The 17,412-nt window shown below is 55.9% G+C and carries 13 protein-coding genes; 11 read left to right on the forward strand and 2 right to left on the reverse strand.

Annotated elements, in window-relative coordinates:
- Positions 1-264: 264 nt before the first annotated feature.
- From BLV81_RS00185 to BLV81_RS00215, 7 genes are all read left to right on the forward strand, one after another.
- The gene (locus BLV81_RS00185; protein ID WP_143036235.1) at positions 265-804 is read left to right on the forward strand and encodes a hypothetical protein; all 540 of its coding nucleotides are present in this window, start codon (positions 265-267) and stop codon (positions 802-804) included.
- 78 nt (positions 805-882) lie between these two features.
- Positions 883-5,622: a hypothetical protein gene (locus BLV81_RS00190; protein WP_143036236.1), complete on the forward strand. Its 4,740-nt coding sequence runs from the start codon at positions 883-885 to the stop codon at positions 5,620-5,622.
- 170 nt (positions 5,623-5,792) lie between these two features.
- Positions 5,793-6,041, forward strand: a complete 249-nt coding sequence (locus BLV81_RS00195) for a hypothetical protein (RefSeq protein WP_092351229.1) — start codon at positions 5,793-5,795, stop codon at positions 6,039-6,041.
- Complete coding sequence (locus BLV81_RS00200; RefSeq protein WP_092351231.1) at positions 6,031-6,237, forward strand: hypothetical protein; 207 nt, start codon at positions 6,031-6,033, stop codon at positions 6,235-6,237. The genes BLV81_RS00195 and BLV81_RS00200 overlap by 11 nt, the downstream gene beginning before the upstream one ends.
- Before the next feature lie 215 nt (positions 6,238-6,452).
- Entirely contained in the window at positions 6,453-6,905 is a 453-nt protein-coding gene (locus BLV81_RS00205) for a lytic transglycosylase domain-containing protein (RefSeq protein WP_092351729.1), read from the forward strand.
- A gap of 26 nt (positions 6,906-6,931) precedes the next feature.
- The gene (locus BLV81_RS00210) at positions 6,932-8,011 is read left to right on the forward strand and encodes an SET domain-containing protein (protein ID WP_143036237.1); all 1,080 of its coding nucleotides are present in this window, start codon (positions 6,932-6,934) and stop codon (positions 8,009-8,011) included.
- A gap of 912 nt (positions 8,012-8,923) precedes the next feature.
- Positions 8,924-9,544, forward strand: coding sequence for a hypothetical protein (locus BLV81_RS00215; protein ID WP_143036238.1), 621 nt, complete (start codon positions 8,924-8,926; stop codon positions 9,542-9,544).
- A gap of 119 nt (positions 9,545-9,663) precedes the next feature.
- Here the strand turns inward: BLV81_RS00215 and BLV81_RS00220 are convergent, their stop codons facing one another.
- Positions 9,664-10,443 (reverse strand): response regulator transcription factor, encoded by a 780-nt coding sequence (locus BLV81_RS00220; RefSeq protein WP_092351237.1) that lies wholly within the window; start codon positions 10,441-10,443, stop codon positions 9,664-9,666.
- Between the two features lie 537 nt (positions 10,444-10,980).
- Here BLV81_RS00220 and BLV81_RS00225 point away from each other — a divergent pair.
- Positions 10,981-11,406, forward strand: coding sequence for a transposase (locus tag BLV81_RS00225; RefSeq protein ID WP_092351239.1), 426 nt, complete (start codon positions 10,981-10,983; stop codon positions 11,404-11,406).
- 41 nt (positions 11,407-11,447) lie between these two features.
- Here the strand turns inward: BLV81_RS00225 and BLV81_RS00230 are convergent, their stop codons facing one another.
- Positions 11,448-11,993 (reverse strand): hypothetical protein, encoded by a 546-nt coding sequence (locus tag BLV81_RS00230; RefSeq protein WP_092351241.1) that lies wholly within the window; start codon positions 11,991-11,993, stop codon positions 11,448-11,450.
- Between the two features lie 660 nt (positions 11,994-12,653).
- On the opposite strand from BLV81_RS00230, the gene BLV81_RS00235 reads away from it, so the two are divergent.
- From BLV81_RS00235 to BLV81_RS00245, 3 genes are all read left to right on the forward strand, one after another.
- Entirely contained in the window at positions 12,654-15,428 is a 2,775-nt protein-coding gene (locus BLV81_RS00235) for a hypothetical protein (protein WP_218134231.1), read from the forward strand.
- A 57-nt stretch (positions 15,429-15,485) separates the two neighbouring features.
- Positions 15,486-15,923, forward strand: a complete 438-nt coding sequence (locus BLV81_RS00240; protein WP_092351245.1) for a CesT family type III secretion system chaperone — start codon at positions 15,486-15,488, stop codon at positions 15,921-15,923.
- A gap of 153 nt (positions 15,924-16,076) precedes the next feature.
- Positions 16,077-17,030: an SAM-dependent methyltransferase gene (locus tag BLV81_RS00245; protein ID WP_092351247.1), complete on the forward strand. Its 954-nt coding sequence runs from the start codon at positions 16,077-16,079 to the stop codon at positions 17,028-17,030.
- Positions 17,031-17,412: the final 382 nt, after the last annotated feature.

Genomic DNA, 17,412 nt, shown 5'->3' on the forward strand with positions numbered 1-17,412 from the left:
GCCTGCCATTCGATCGCCAATTTCACCGGCTCCAACTGCGCGGTAGCAGGAAGCGCCGATGCTGCACCGTTTTCGGCGAATCTGCTCATGCCAGCGTTCAAGTATCTATTCGTTCAGGACTACTTTACTTCGTACCTTGAAGAGCTTGACTGGTCACATGTCTCAGCATGAGAACGCAATAAAAATTTCCAATAGGTAACATCGAGCGATTGAATGTCGAATGGAAAATATCGATTGAGAGACGAGATTATTTGACAGGAGATCATGACCCGGAACCTTGACGGTCTTTTATGGAACATCAGAAATGCATATACAAAACCTGTCCCAGTCCACGCTTGCGTCCGAGAACAGCGAGACTGTCCAGAATGTCGAAACGAGTACAAGCGGTTCCAGCCGAAGGGATTGCCAGTGGATATCGCGACCGACACGCTCAGCGGCGCGCGCGAACTATTGACTGCCAAGCGTATCTTGACGAACGGTGTGCTGGCCGGCGGTTTTGCCGGGGTATCGGCAGCAAAAGCCGTGGCCGGAATCGCAGCGAAAAAGGCGGGAATGGATCCAGCCGGCATCTCTGCCATCCAGGAAACGGTCGGAACGATCACCAGCGCACCGGCATTCGCGGCATGGACAATGACCGATGTTCTGGCTGATACCGCGATTGATAAAGCTGGTGAGGCAGCGAACAGGGTTGGCAACCTGATTCATCAATCCAATCCGCCTACGGCAGCAGGAGCGGAGTATCACGTGATCGACATGCCGGAGGACAATCGGGGACCGGCTGCATGTAGTTTCGCTGACAGATAACTGCCTTCGTTGCGATCGTCGTGCCTACGGGGTGCGTAAAGCTAGAGTTCATCAATCCGATTAACTATGCTTGGGGTCGTGACCAAAAGCCACGTCTTCACTTTACTCATGACCATCGATCGCATCAGCTCCCCATCGCCTTTGCTTGTCGAAGCTACCCCCAGCCCTACCGATGTGCGTTCCGAGGGCGGAACCAGCAGGGCTCGCGAGCGTTCATCCGGATCAGCGGCAGGCGCAAGCGGTTTGCCGGCCAGCTATCTCCAGCGTGGTGTCACGGCTATCTCCTCCTTTGCGCCGCGCAACCACCTGAGGGCGCTTTCAAACGGCGGCTGGAACGCAGTCGCGCAGGGGGGGCAGACGCTCGACGCCGCCTACCATTCGATCGCCAATTTCGCCGGTTCCATCTTCACCAGGTCTGCTACCGCTTCTGCTCCCACTGCCGCGCCCGCCGTCCTGGATGTAACGCCGACCGCACTGGATCACGAGAAAAACGATCACAGCGTCACGCAGGCCCGATTCGGTCAATTCATGAGCAAGCATCAGGCAGTGTTTTCGCCATCGGCCTCTGCCGGACGGGATTTGCGCGGCCTCAATGACGCCGCCGGCGTGCTGATGATCCCGGCAAGGGACGGCAGGTTCAGCGTGATGGAAAGGCTGAAAGTGGTGGCTGACACCGTGCGCGTCAGCAATACCGCGACCGAGCAGCGCTTGTTTGTAGTGGGTTACGGTGGCCGGCCTGTCAAACTGGATGAACTGGATCTCGCGCTGGAAGAAATCAATGCAGCGCCGGGCGCTGCGGTCAAGGGCAAGGGAAAGGCAGCGGCCACCGAAATGGAAACACCCTTGCGCAGCGCTATCATGACCCTGTCCGAGCGTTCGCCGCTGTCGGCGCGCAGAGACCGCAAGGAATCCGACGACAAGTTCATGCTGCTGCCGCCGAATCCTTCGCCGCTGCCGCGCAGAAGCACCTGGGCCAATGCCGAGCATGCAATGCCGCATGGCGTCGGAACGCGCGATGGGGACGGATTTTTCCCCATCTATATGGACCACAACAAGATTGAAAATCATTTGCTGATCTTCAAAAAGGAAAAGCAGGCAACGCCCGGCAAGAACGAAGCAGGCCATCCGACTTCGGTCAACATGGATGGCGCGGTGCTGGCCGACATTCAAGGTATCAAAAGCATCGAAGTGATGGGGCCGGCCGGGCAGGAAATGGGCGTCAAGGGCGCCAAGTTGCGCAGCTGGACCGATCTGGAACGCGGCCCTGCGCCGCGTGCGGATGTCACGCTGCATATCTCCACGGAAGATGGGGCCGTGCATCGGCTTGTGCTCGGCGACAACGGCATCAAGATGTCGCTCATCAACCCGCAGCCGGCGCTGTCAGGCCATGCGTCCGGCAGGGCGTTCGGCCTGGATGAGAAGATGCATGCACGGGCCGATGTCGACGTCTATTCGTATCAAGGCCGCGATACCGGCAAGACCGGCAGCAAGGACGGCTTCCCCGATTCGGAATTGATCTTGTCGACCGGCGACAAACTCAAGGCGGGGCCTTTGCTGAAAGGCCCGCCTGCTGCCGCATTGGCGTCTGCCGCCGGCGGCATCAGGCGCTTTACCGGCGACACCGTCGCCGACGCTGCGGCCGCTGCAACCGAGGTGCTGGCGGGACACGGGCAATCATTGGCCAAACTGGTGCTAGGAGCGGCAACCATGGCGCCGACGCTGGCCGGCGGCCGAGGCGCTGTCACTTATACCTTGAACCTGGCGACCAAATCGTTTGTCACTGCCGCCGTTGTGGTCGGACTCAACGATGCGCTCAAATTCTACAAACACTCGCCGAATGGCGCCATCGCAGGCGGTTCGCACGGTTTCAGCGCGGCTGGCGGACAAAGCGTCAGTCCCGAAGTGTTGTTTTGCGCGATCACCTCGATGGTGGTGGTGCAGGAAGCGCTGACCCATGTTTTTTCCTTCGTCGGCAAATTTGTTCCGGCGCAGACCAAGGATCGCGAAACCAAGGCCTCCGTCCTGCTGAATGATTTGCTGGTGCCTGCCATTCCGGAGTTCACCCGCCTGGTTAGCAATCTCCTGGTGCAGAAAGGCTTCGGCTTCAACCGTGGCAGCAAGGCCGACGTCGCCGGACTGCTGGCCGCCTCGCTGGTCAACGCCGGCATAGACCAGCTGTGGAAAAATCGCGTCGGCGAAGAAGAAAACCATCCGGCAGCGCACAGTGCAAGAGCCATAGTGCGCTTCATCAACGACGTTACTTTCCGCTCTTTGGGCAATACCTATAATTCGACGAAATTCAATCCGGATACGGTGGTTGCCGATTATCGCGAAGCTATCGTGACGCGCCTGGCGACCCGCAGCCTGGACAAGCTGGTGTTGCCGATTGTGGCAACGGTGCTCAACGGTTTGGGCATTGTGGGACCCAATGCCGGCGCCTATGACGGCCAGATCGAGCGCGAACGCGGGTTCAATAACGCCATTTCAGTGCTGCTTGGCTTTGCCAACGATGTCGCCGCCATCGGCGACCGCATGGGCGCCCATTTTGGCGACATCAAGAAGATTCGCGACGCTGTTTTTTCCGTTACCGACAGCCTCGAACAAGTCAAGCAGTGGAGCAACCGCATCATGCTCAAGCCCAAAGGACGGATAGATGGCGAAATCATGGCGGTACAGGACGCCATCGAGTTTCACCAGATGGCGCCGCAGCAGCAACAGGAATATCTGGGGCAGCTGGAACAGACGATGACAGAGATGGTCGCCAACCTGACCGCGCAGGGAGCCTCCAGCAGCAGCCAGCCGGGACCTGGCAATATGCCGACGGCGCAGCCGGTGCAAAACAACCGCAGTCAATTGCCGCCGAAATCGGCAGCCTACATGGCCCGGCTGGACCAGGATCACACGCTGTACATGCAACAGGCGACCAAGGATACGCCGGGTTACAGCGCTTATCCGGTCAACGTCAGCTTCGACGGCAAGGCCCATCCGGCGGGCGCCACCGCAGCGCCGTTCGGCCTGAGCGATTCGGCAAAGATTCCCAAGACGCTCACCACCTGGAGCTGGAATGCGCAAGCCTACGCTTTGCCGACGCACGAAGCGATGCTGAAAGGCTCGGGGCTTGAATCCATGCGCATGTCCACGCCGGACCTGTCCCACGAGCTGCAGAAAAACATCATTCAGGCAGTACGCGACTACACCATCGAATCACAATACTTTCATTATCCGCTGCGCTGGGAAACCACCGGGCAGGCCAAGCATCAGCCGGTGGTGCCGGGCATAGATTTCGTCTACAACATCATGAACAAGCCGGGCAATATCGAGGGCCCGTCAGAGAGCCATCGCATGGGCGGGGACGAGCATTTCGACCCGATCGAGGCGATCCATATCAATCTGGGCGCATTGCATTCAAAAAAATTTCCCGCCATCGTGCAGCGTGCCGTGGTTACCGAAGCGCCCTACGTAGAACGCAAAACCGCCGATACCCCTGACTGGCATGTTGCCAGCGGCGACGTCGCCACGCTGACCGAAATATTGTCGGCCACGATGTCGAGCCGCCTGGCAGCGGCATTCGGGCAAGCGCTTGGCTTTGGTGCCGCGCCAAAAGCACAGAATCAACGCCTGGTGATGCGCCAGCAAACGGCCCTGAATATTTCCGCGGAATCCGATCTGGGACAAGCCGAGGTGATTGTCTTGCCAGGCGCTTTGTACAGCATCCGGCATGTCGACAAGTCACCGCCTAAACCGCAACTCCAGCCTGGCGAATCGCAGGATCTGAAAAAAGACATCGGCCAGGTGGTGTACATGGACAGCATCGATACCGGGAAACTGGAAAAAAGATATTGCGATTTTCTTGAGGGAAAACTCACTGAAGCCGATCACGGCGCCTCAATGGTTCATCCTGAATCCGGGCATTTCCACACTTACGACGCCAAAAGCAGGCAAGCCGTCTATGTCGCACCGACCAAGAACTATTTTCTTGGCAAACCGCTCGAAACTTCTTCACCGAGCACCGAACATGCGCGCTGGCGACATCCGTACACCTCGGATTTCTCGCCGCGTACCACCAAGGACGCGATCCATGCCGCGATCTTGCGCGGCGATCCTATCGTGGCGCATCTGGATGACGCCACCAAGAATATCCACCATGAGCATTTCCGGCTGCTGAACGGCTACTACGAAACGCCAACCGGTGTCAGTGAAGTGGAGCGCAAGGCTGCCGTCCGCAAACAGGCAGCCGATATTTCAGCGGCCTTCCCTGACCGTTCCGATCAGATCTTGACGGCCAGCCACGGCATGCCAGGCGAAATGCTTGCCTGGACTACTGCCAGCATGTTGCGCAAGCCGATCAGCATGGTACGGGTCGGGGCAGGACATGAAATCGATGTGGACAGCCGGATCGACATAAACAAGACTTATGACAAAGTGTCGCTGCATGCAGAGCCGGCCGTAATGATAGGCGTTGGGGACGATGGCTTTTACGCGATTCGCAACCAGGACGGCAAGCATACGGCGCTTAAAATGGATGTCAGCGGAGAGGGACACAGCGCCGGCAATCTATTGCATGTATTTCACCGCGCCGCCTATGCCGACGACCGGCAGTACAAGCTGGCGACCAAGGCCGATGGCAGCAGCCACCTGTCGGCCGGCAAGGCAGAGAAAAGCACTGTTGACCAGTTGTTGACCAAACTCAAGGGATTTGCGCAAACCTCTTCCTACATGGTGTGGGAACAAGCCCTGGTGGATAAATTCACTGCGCTAGGCGGCAATCCCGTTGCGCCGGCGGAAGACATGGCCGCGTCAGGAAAGCAAAAAGCATGATGCGGCCATGTGCAGGTGCAGGGTTTTTCTCGTTAAGGGAAATGTCGAATATCCAGGCAGCGCCGGGCGGCATTTTCAGTTTCGTTTTGCAATCCCTGCATTCGTGCTTGCATGCCGGTCGCGGCGCCAATCTGCGATCGTTGAGTTCCTTCTAACTCTTGGAGATTTATATGGGACACCATTCCGTAAGTAATCCTTCGTCACCTCCGTCGCACACGCACGCACCTGACACTACGCACAAACCTGACGAAACGGGAAATTCAAAAAAAAATAAAAAAAAGGATGATTCCAATACCCAGAATCAGGACCAGCTGAATGCCTTGATAGTCAACTTCGCCATTTCTATCATGCAGAAATCCATACAGCAAGCGAAAGAAGTCAATGCGGATCTTAAGGCCGAGGATCCAGATGCGTTTTGACGGTATCCATCTGAGACCGTATCGCCAGGTTGAGTTCACTTCAATCTTCGACGACATGGCGCGCTTCGAAACCGAGCAGCCGAAATTCCGTAGCGGCGATGATAGCGTGCTGTTGGCTGAACATGGCCATCGGTTGAGAAATCGGCTGAGAGACCGGCTGAAAAGCAAGAACGCCGATGGCAAGATCGGCATCTGAGCTGGGCCAGCAGGTGACCGGGCGCGATAGCGATCGCGTCATTCTTCAGAATCCGCACATTGACCGTGCCGTGATGCCGAAGAACGCGTCACCTGTTTTTTTTACCCCATTTCAGTTTTCATTGAAGTACATGACAGCGTAGATCAATCGTGAAAATAAAAAAAAATTGTGCTGCCTGCCGCATCGGCTGGATCGTCTTATCCGGCCTGGCGTCGATGCTGCTGCCGACTGACGTCGCGCGCGCCGATTGCTTCGACGATGCGGCGCTTTACCATAATGTGAACCCGACCATACTGCGGGCAATTGCCTGGCAAGAATCCCATAACAAGGCCGACGCGATTCATGTCAACGCGAACGGCTCTACCGACTATGGCGTCATGCAGATCAACTCGGTGCATCTTGCCGAACTCGCCAGGTACGGCGTTTACCGGCAGACCTTGCTGCAACCTTGCCAGAATGTTTACATCGCGGCGTGGCATCTGCGACGGATGGTAAGCAAATACGGCAACAGCTGGAAGGCGGTCGGAGCCTATCACTCGGAGCAACTGCCGGAACGTGACGCCTATGCGCAGCGTATCAAGCACATCGTCGCCGCCTGGGGTGAAATCCCGCCGGCCGCTGCGGTGCAAGGCCGGACAGCCGATCAAAAATTAAATGTGAAACCGTAGTTCTAAAAGAGGCAAGGAGAATTGTTATGAGTGCTGTAATTTCAATTAGTGAAAACAGCGTGCGCGCATCACGGATCGCGACTGAATGCAGAAGGTTGCGCGAATACATCCATCTGCGCCTGAATGATGTTGATGAATTTTCCAGCCTGGCGGAACAGCATGAATTCCTATTCGAAATGGTGCCGGCTCTGCGCAGCGAAATTCAAGGGATACTTTCGCTGACAATGCGCGCGGCGCTGCAAGCTGCCGGTGTAGACGTCAGTTGGGAAGCGGCCGCTCAGGTTGACGGCGAATTGACCGATGACGAGAACAGCATCCGCTGCGAAATCATAGACAATTTCAGCGGCAACGCCGAACTTGAGAAAGCTGGCGAAATGTGGTTGCTGGTCCGCTACGGGGCACACCGGCTGCTCAAGGAATTCCATATGTTGCAAACACACTGCGCAATCGAACGTCTGCCGTATTCCTCCGAGCTGGACGGCAGATATCCTTTCCGCGACGCCGAATCCCGGCCTGTGATGATTCGGAAAATATGGCAATCGCAGCCTACCGCGTCGGGGGAAGTATATTCACCCGATGCAGTCTGGCCGTCGATTGACCCGCTGGCAACTGCGCAGGCGAGAATGGCGCGTTATCATTCGATGCTTCAATGCCGGCTCATCGAAGCCGGCGACCTGCAGGACCCAAGGGAATCGAGCCTGGTCGGCGAAAGAGGCGTTTTCACGATCCGTCCGGTGCAGAAAGGGGAGTGCGTCGGGGTTTACGGCGGCCGCCTGATGACGCCTGCAATGTATTTCATGTTGCGTTCCGACTCCTTTACGATTTCGTCGATCAGCGGTACTGCAGTCTCGTTCCTGGATGGCGAAAATATCTTGGCGATGATGAACACTTCCCTCGAATATGACGAGTTCGGCCGTTGCGCCCGGCAATCGCGTGACGCTTACAATGTCGAGCCGGTTGCTTTTGACGTCGAGTCGGATATCGGTGGAAAATTTTCGATCCGTGCGTTTTTTGCCACCCGCGACATTCCCGCCGGCGTTGAACTCAGGTGGAACTATAGATATTCCGATGACATGGTTCGTCAGGTTTTTGGAAGACGGCTGTAACTGGGCTGTAACTGTAAGCCAGCCGCATCTTCGTTCAGTGCCGCTTTCCTGCAAACCAGGATGTGCAGGATGATGAAATGGTTTGCCGGCGCCAGCAGGCGCTCAGGAAAAGGGCAAGACCGTGAGTTAGACCTGCGCGCTGGGCGCCGGCCGGAATCTCTATCGACAATAACGCAGCCTAGCCTCAGTCTGGAAGTTGATCCGGCAACGGTAACTTCCGGTAAACAAGAACTTCGCTATCCATACCGGAATTTCGCGTAACGGATCGGATGCGCCCGGACAGCTTCTACAATGGCATCAAACATTTCCAAGGTGCGCATCATGAAACTTCCGAAATTCGGTCTCCCCGGATTCCTGTCATCCGGTGTCACGCAGCATGTAAAACCGCAAGCTCTGCCTACCGGCGAGAAAACGGCTCGGAAAAGTAATCCCTTATTGGATGTCCTTGCGCGGCGGGTGAATGGACAAAAAAGCGACAGCACGAGCACCGCAAGGCATGCAGTTCATCTCGCCGGCCGCTCCGTTCAGTCGCGGCCGGTTCGGTCCGGCGCTGGGCGTGTCGGGCCGGCCGAGACTAGCGGACTGAGCCCCGAGATACTTACCCGGTTTCAGGCATTGAAAGGCGGCCCTGTACCCTCCCAGGCAGAATTGTTTGCGCGGTTTGAAGCGTTGAAACACCCTTCGGTTCGGTCAAAACCGGAGCCCGCCGCCGTTCAGTCGCGGCCGGTTCGGCCTGACGCTGGTGCCGGGTTGGCCGAGAGTAGCGGGCTGAGCCCCGAGATACTTACCCGGTTTCAGGCATTGAAAGGTGGCCCAGTACCCTCTCAGGCGGAATTGTTTGCACGGTTTGAAGCGTTGAAACACTCCCCGGTTCAGTCAAAACCGGAGCCCGTCGCCGATTTGCATACGCTTTTGCAAGAACTGAAACAATCCCCTGGCCCCACGCATGCGGCAGCCGCGCCGGCACGCCGCGCCGCCGTGCCGAAACTGTCGATGCAACAGGCACGTGCTCAAGGGCTGGCAACACCGTCACGGCCGGCGCCGCCGATACCTTTTTGCGGTACGCCAGCTGAATTCAAGCAACTGCATTTGCAATACCGAGATGCGCCAATCATGTTCCGGCGTACGAATAGCGGTGTAGCGCAAAAGCTGTCGATGCCTGAGTTGGGGTTTTTCACCAGCAAGAAAAACAATCTTCAGACGCTGCATGATAAACGCGCCAGCCTGACAACCAATCTGCAATCGCTGCATGGTTTGATCGAAAACAATCGATCTGCGCCGCATGATTTAGGGAAAATACAGCAATTCATGCAGGCAACCCGCAGCAAAATCAAGAATCTGCGCGATAGCGCGGCCCCTGGTGCAGCAACCCGGCAGCAGATTCTTGCACTGGTAACTCAACTCAAACAAGCTAGCGCGATTGCGCAAGATCTGGAAAGCATCGTCAAACAAGCTCCGCTGAGCATGTCGCTCTTCAATGACGCGCAAGCGCTGCTCGGCAAGGTCAATCAGCGGATCGGCAGCTACAGATGATTGGCCCATCTGGTTTTTCCAAGGGCGCCAGGGTAAGCAGCAACGATTCAACCGCACACTATCGGCTGTGGAAGAAATGGATAAATATACGGGATCGCGCGCGAATTGATGCAACCTGATCAGGCCGTCAGAGAGTTACAGGCATCGCTACCATCGCCCTCTGTCCGAACCAGCGCCGGAGGCTGTTCTGGAACGGATTTTTCAGCTTGCCGCAGCTCCGGAGAAATCTCAAGTTTGTAGCCTAGCGCGTACACCGTCCTCAGGCTGGCGCCGGCAGCCGTAGACGACAGGCCCAATTTCTTGCGCAGCTTATAAATATGCTGTTCCAGCGAGCGGGCTGCAACCTCTTCGGAATTTCCCCAGACGCTGGTAGTGATCTGCGACCGGCTCAGGAATTTTCCCGGATGGGAGAAAAGCAGCCATGCGATAGAGAATTCGCGCGGAGTGAGACTGACGTCAATGCCGCCGCAGGTAACCATGTCGCTTCCCCGATTCAATACATAATCGCCAATCTGTATCCTGTCGACACGGGTGCAATGCGCCAGGCGCCGCAGGGCAACGCATACCCTCAGCCCGATCTGATCAACGTCTGCGCGGCTTACGACGTCGTGCGCGCCGGCTTCGATCCAATCCTGCATCACATTCCATGTCAGGAGCGAGGTTAGTATGATCGCCGGGGTATAAAAATCAGCGTTGCAGTTGCGCCATGAAAGCAAGCTGCTGGCTAGCCCGACGGTGCTCTTGGCGTCAAGCAGCACCAGGTCATAGGTGATGGTGCGCATCGCACGCAGTGTCAGCAGTTCAGTGCAGTAAGCGTCTACGGTGATTGAATATTTCTCGAAATATTTGGCCAGTTTCTGCGCTAAAACCGAATCGTCAGTCAAAATTGCAAATCGCATGCCTAATCCTCTATCGGAATCACCCTGAAAGGGTGATTGAGCATTTCTGAAATTTTCCGATGCCAGTTTGCTTGCATCGGACGCTGGATGATCTATCGAACATCTGTTCCTTTTCTTCCCGCGCCACGACCGTTTATTGTGAAAGCCGTGTTCTGGAACAAAGTTGTTTTCTCTCAGTGAGTACCATTTCGTGCGAAAGATGATGCGTGCAGTGCGAATTTTTTTTCCGCGCTAGTGATTCAAGCGCTTACTCCCGTTCGTATTATTGCGTATTGAATACTCTTGCAGAGTTTTCATAATTGCCAGATTCGAATGCAATTTCAATCAGACCTTTCTGAATTGAGGGTAGGTATTTCCTTCAATGTTGTGTGAATGATTACGGCAGCCGGACAGTCGCCTCAATAACGTGAGGGCGACGGTATTTCAACTGTCCATCGGAGATTTGCGCGAAATGAGGAACCGATGACTACTTTCGTTCCAGTTTGATGTGGGACGTATCCATGTGTCCCCGACAATTTTCGATGGACAGATGTACACATGAAGACTTCTGAATTTACTCCAGCCGCATGCCGCTCCAACCGTCGACACTCGGCCGAGTTCAAGGCTGAAGTGATTGCGGCTTGCCTGCAGCCCGATGTATCGATTGCATCGGTTGCGCTGACCAATCAACTTAATGCCAATTTTTTGCGTGGCTTGGTCAAGGCATATCGAGATCAGCAATTGGCCGGCGCGCCGACAACCATGAATATCGAGCAGTGCAATGAGCCAGCGAGCTGCTCGCCACCGACTTTGGTTCCTATTACATTGCAAGCGCCCGATGTTCAATCCTCTGGCGACATCCACATTTCAGGTACAGTCAAACCAGTTCCTGCGCTTTCCCAGCGCCGCCACGGCGACACCGATTCGCCGTCCACGATCAGCCTGAAACAGGCGTCCACGATCGCTGAAATATGCACACAATGACGTCGACCGGGATCAAAGAGATCACCGGTCGGGTAGCGGGATTACCGACGTGTGTTAGAAGACAGGATAGGCGGATTTTGTTGTACCAGCGCTAGCAGATTTGCGACCAAGGCAGCGGGGTTGTTGTCTGCCTGACGAGCAGCGTCAATGACTGCGGGATCCACCTCCCGGTTTCTGGCAATGTCTTGAAGGTGGTCGAGCACTTTCAGCGACTCCATGCCATTCGCACCGTGGAAGACCACGGTCTCAAAGCCGGTCAGCATGTTCGAGGCCGTCTGCAGGACATCATTACTGACGCCTGCAGCGCCCCCACGTGGCCGCTGCGCTGGAGGCAGAGCTGCGTCCGGGTGGCGCGCATAGTAATTGGTGACCTGATTCCGAATTCGCCCCATGCGTCGACGAAAATCGTCGCCACCGCCGGCGCGTATGTCGCCGTCAAGGCGACGACGGATCTGGCCCTGTACCTGAACTGCAGCGTCGTATTGGGCTCTGAGGGGGGGAATACCTCTGGTGACGCCAATCAGATGATTGATCTCCGGAGTCATTTGCTGGATATCTTGAAGCATCCGCTGCTCCACGCTGCTCATCGGAGACCTCATTGGCGTTCCGATCGGCGTTCGCATCGGAGTGTTGAGCCGAGATGCTCCGGGCGAGGGAGGCACAGGGCGACGACCTAGCTCACGCAATGGCGATTGACCCGGGGTAGGTGTCGCTGGCCTTTGCCGGGGAGGCGTCATTTGTACGTGATCGTCGTAGGTCGTGGGTGCATGAGAACTGCCAATACCACCCGCGCATAGATTTCCCATCGTCTTTCCTTTTCAAATTATAAAGTGCAGGGGAAACCATTGGACAGTATGTACTTCCACCCCACGGGTACTAAGCGAATGGATGAGTCGGAATCCGAAATCAAGGCAGGCGATCCGGTCTTTGGCAGGGCCAACCACACCCACCGCCGCTTCCGTGCAGCGGTCAGGGTCGTTGCGCGCCGACTGGAACCAATCGCTCACCGGGGCCGCGTCAGAGGAGGATCTTCTCCGGGAACAGCGTCAGCAATGTGGGACGGCTGGATGTTTACGCCTGTTAGATATTTTTCAGGAGAAGCAAGGGGTAATTGTATTAGTGGTGCAAGTACAGCAAGGGCTAAGATCTGCGAAAAATTTCGTAAGAACGAACTGTGTTTCGCGGCGCAATAAGAATGGCCAGGCTAGACCTGTAATCTGCAATGATCAAAAAAAACGAAAGCCCTTATGCACATCCCTTCATCCACGAGCAAATCGGCGGCTGCCGATGACGTGGTAACACATGAGCGATCTGGCGCAGTTGATGAAGCAGATCTCCGTTCCGTGCGACGCTCGTCGAGCGAGCCGAGCGCTGCGTTGAGAGTTCTGGCGCCATTGCGCAATTCGACCGTAGACGCTAGCGGCAGTCCAGTCATGGGGGAGCCGGATAGCGCAACGACATCGCAACGACCGAGGTTGTCTGCGAACAGATTAAAGCCGCCTGTCGCGATTCGCGCCACGTCTGACCAGGTCCGTGCCGCCCGCGCCCATTCGAGATCGACAGGCGACCTCGGCGCGCCAGAGAGCTCTGGCGCGAACAATGACGCGCCTAAAGTGCTGCCGCAGCACACGCAAGATATCGCTTCAAGTTCTCATTCAATCGGCCCGCATGCCGCAATTGGCCATGAAGAAATTACTGCGGAAAACGCGCCGTCCCGTATAACCCCGTTTGGTGAAGCCGGGAATGCGACCGTGATCGATATGCCGACCGAGCACGAGCTGCATCGAGACTTGATGGCGCATAGCAAGGCCTTTGTCGAGGAAGACCGGATTGTACTGAATCCGGAACATGTCCAGGCATTCGTCGAAACTCGGGCGCAGGCGCTTAAAACGGGTGACTGGACTCAGGCAAGACAGTGCTTTAACACGATGCTGAATCTGGACCAGCAAAGTATGGACGCAGGGTTCAGGGAGGGCGGGAAGGCGTATTCCTGGCGCAATGCTCCTGCCTCGATAATGTCCCTGCTGCCTACAATTTGTACCTTTAAGGCGCATGGCAAGGCGCCGGTTCCTGCGCGGAACTGGGCCGCGGGCTACTTTGGCAGCGTGATGGCGGCTTCCACGGTCAGCAGCCTGGTAAATACCTATACCTTGCTCCATGTGACGCCCTATCAGGATATGGCTTTTCGAAACGCGGCCGATATTGCTCCGGAATTGAATACCCCGACATTCGACAAGATCGAAACGGAATTGAAGCAGGTGCTGCAGCACCTGCAGGATGAATCTCCCAGGCTGCAGGATCTTTTAGCGCGTTCCGTCGCAGATTCGGAAAACCACGAGCTCAGGGAAACGGCGAATCACGCTGTGGATGAAGTTGCCAAGACACTTGATCACGCCATCAATCATTACACCACGCGCTGCCAGCTCAACCGTGTCTATTTCGAAGGGCTGCAACGGCAGTCATGTTTGCAGACACTGAAATTCTACGGCAATCTTTTGGCTGGGTGGGGCGGGTATATTGCGAAGGATCCCCGCGTCGCGGCGGGGATCCAGATAGCGACGTCCGTCTCGCAACTGGTGTTGCAGCGGCTGGTCGCGCCATCCGACGAGGTAGACAAGCAGAATTTGATGATCGATCTGAAAATGCTGACGGCGGATGATCCGGGCAAATTCAAGGAACTCATGCGAACCCCATTGCAAATACGGGTAAAGACACTGGATCAGATATTCACGGGGCAGGTGCGGGAACTGGAGCAGCAGATTGCAGATACATTGCATATGGGCTCCAATGGACCGAACGACTGGCGGACTCACGTGGCGCTCAAGGATCGCGCCGAATACCCGGCGCGGCTGGCAGCAGTGAGCGATATCAGGAGCGCTGCTTTTGAATCCTTGGGAGGCGCCGCGAAGGCGGAGATTCAAGCTATCGAGATCGAATTGGCGTCGGCGATGGCCATTCGGAATTATGAACGTGCGGACGAATTGCATGCGGTCGTTGCCGGCAAGTTAAAGATCGACGCCGGCGCTCTTAAGAAGTACACCAGCCTTCAGGTTCAGGCGGACAAGTTTCCGCCGTTGAGCAATGAGGAACAGGAGCAGCTGGAACAATTGAGCAATAAGATCGAGACGGCGCACGGCAATCTGCCGGATGGCCAGAAGAGCAAGTTGGATACGCTTGTCTCTGCCTGGGAGTCAACCCGCCATGATCCTCAGCACGTGCGCGAGGGACGGTTTACGGAGGTTTCTGACTACAACGATAACAAACGCACCGTCCATGACGGCATGCAAGTCACGGAACACTCGAAATTGCTCGAACTCTCACCGGAATTCAAAGTGGGATTCGTCAAGGCCGGCAACACACGTAGCGGCTTGCCGGATGAGGTCTCGGCGACTTACGGTGCGGCGTCCTGGCGAGCGTTCCAACTAGGGGTCGCCGGCATAAACGGGTCATTGATGATCAATTCCTTGCTGGGCCTGGTCAGTGCTCAGAAAAAGACCTACGACCCGACCTACCATGAACCTCTTTGGGAGCGTTACCTCTCCCTCGGCGTCACCATGAGCGCGGTGCTGGTCAATGTTGCTGCCGCATATCAGGTTGCGAACGCCAAAACCAAGCCACTGGGTAAATTGTGGGGGCAGGTCGCCTCCGGGCCGACCTCGTCCATATCGGAAACCGTTTATCAAAACAATAAGCTGGACGAGCGCCGCAAAATTCGTGAAGCGACCGCAAAGGGAGCGTATCCCTATGTGGGTGTCAGCATTAAATCGCTTTCCACTTATTGCCTGGATGCGCTGAAGCTGGGTTTCAAGGGAATGGCCTTTATGCCGCGGGATGGAATTTCCGCCTCGAAGGCGAGGGCTGCGTTCGAGAAAGCCGAGGGCAAGCAGAAAGAGTTGGCGGAGATGAAAAATGGCTTGGCGCAAGCTGATCAGGCTATAAGTATCGCCGCTGACCCGAGCGGTCAATACCGTGCGCATGATATCCGCGAATCGCCGCTGCCGCTGATTCCAAAGCCGCGTTGAAGCCGGATTGTATTCATGGACGGTCGATAACTTCCTACACAAGAACTGGAGAAATATATGGCGTCAGAAAATTATCGGAAGCTGATAGATGAAATATGTGCGATCGCAAAAATTGCGGATCCGAAGTTGTTTTATACGACGGCCGATCTGACCATCGATGGCGTCAATTTCACTTTGATCGATGGCAGCACTGCACAAGAAGAAGGCCTGGCCATGTATTGCGATTTCGGTGCACTGCCGGCAAAAAATCGTGCCGAGGTGCTGGAACGGCTATTGGAAATAAACTTGACGATGCATGGTGTAAATACGCCAGTATTTACGATTAACTTCGAAACCCGGCATGTTCTGTTGGCGCGGCGTATTCCTATTGGACAGATATCGGCGCTTGATCTGATGAATACCTTGTCAGAGCATGCGGCGCATTGCAAGGATTGGCGCAAGACTTACTATTTGAATGAAGCCAGACCATCAATGCCGGCAAATGTCAGCACCTGACTTAAGTCAGTGACTTGGATACACCGCCTTGGCGCCCGTGTTCGCGGAGCCTGGCGATGCGAAAGAAGCAAAGGCTTGTGTCGAAACGGCAATGCGGGATGACAGTGCTCTTCTATAATTTTTTCGGTGGCAATCGTGTCCTATGAGGGAAGAATGAAGAATGCAAATACACCCGTGGCCGACGCCACAAGCCGCCATCAGCTGATTTCTCACGGCGTTGATCCCCAGAATGGCTACGGCGATCTGCTGGACTCCATCAGGTCAAGGCTAAGCCTGGCGGGGGACCTTCCGGGCGTCACGGTTGAACAGCAAATTCGCTTGCTTGATGAGTTATCCGCTTTCGAACTCGGTCGGTTTTTGCTGGAGAATCGTGGCCTGAACGCATACTGGACGCACCAATTGGTGACCTACCGTCAAGGACAGGCGTCAGCAGACTCAGTGTCCGATATGGAGTACCGGATATTTGAGAAGTTGCCGGCAGTACTGGCAACCCGCGAACGTTTTGGAATTTTCCGGCAACAACTGCAAGCTTTGCTCAGGCCAGGGCTTGTTCTGGCGTCGATCCCCTGCGGCTTGATGGGAGAATTGCTGTTGCTCGACTATGACCAGCAGCCAGATATCACGCTGGTGGGCATAGATCTGGATCAACATGCTTTGAACTGCGCGTTGGAACTGGCGCGAGAACGCGGGTTGGCCGACCGTCTGTCGCTTCGTTGCGAGGACGCATGGACTCCGAGTCTGCAAGGCGAGATCGACGTGCTGACGAGTAACGGCCTCAACATCTATGAACCGGATAATGCCCGCGTAACGGCGCTGTATCGTTCGTTCTTCGACATGCTGAAACCGGGTGGCGCGCTGGTCACCAGTTTCCTGACGCCGCCGCCCAGCCTGTCCGCGCAATCTCCGTGGAATATGGCGGAAATCGACCAGGAGTCGTTATCGCTTCAGCATCTTCTGTTTGTACGCGTCATCGAGGCGAAATGGAGCGCATTTCGTACCCATGCACAGACCATGGCGCAACTCGTTGATGCCGGTTTTGCCGATATCCGGTTCGTTGACGATCGCGGCTGCATGTTCCCAACTGTCGTCGCGCGGAAACCGTTCTGACGAATGCTGAGAGGGCTGGCCGAGATCAAGGCGCTGTCCGCAATGGGGCGTAGGTAAATCCCTACGCAAAAACAGGAATATCCTGATTTTCGTCAAAGTGGATTTGATTAACCATTCTCTTCAATGCAGCCGTTGCTCGCGGAGAAGCCGATGGGGCCGCGACTCGCCACGGCAACCTGGCTTGAGGTTTGTTTTATCGCATTGGCCGCTTCCATGCTTTGGACGAAATAGATATCAGCCCACCCTAAACAGGGAATCCGGAGTTGTGATGGTCTTGCGTTGTCGCCCTCGAATTACCATGCTGCTCTGGCTGCTTTCCTTCCCGTTGCTGGCAATCTGCCAGCAACTGCCTTTACGCTATTACAAGCAAGTGGATGGCTTG

Origin of the sequence: Collimonas sp. OK242, assembly GCF_900107095.1 — a bacterium.
Taxonomy (GTDB): Bacteria; Pseudomonadota; Gammaproteobacteria; order Burkholderiales; family Burkholderiaceae_D; genus Collimonas.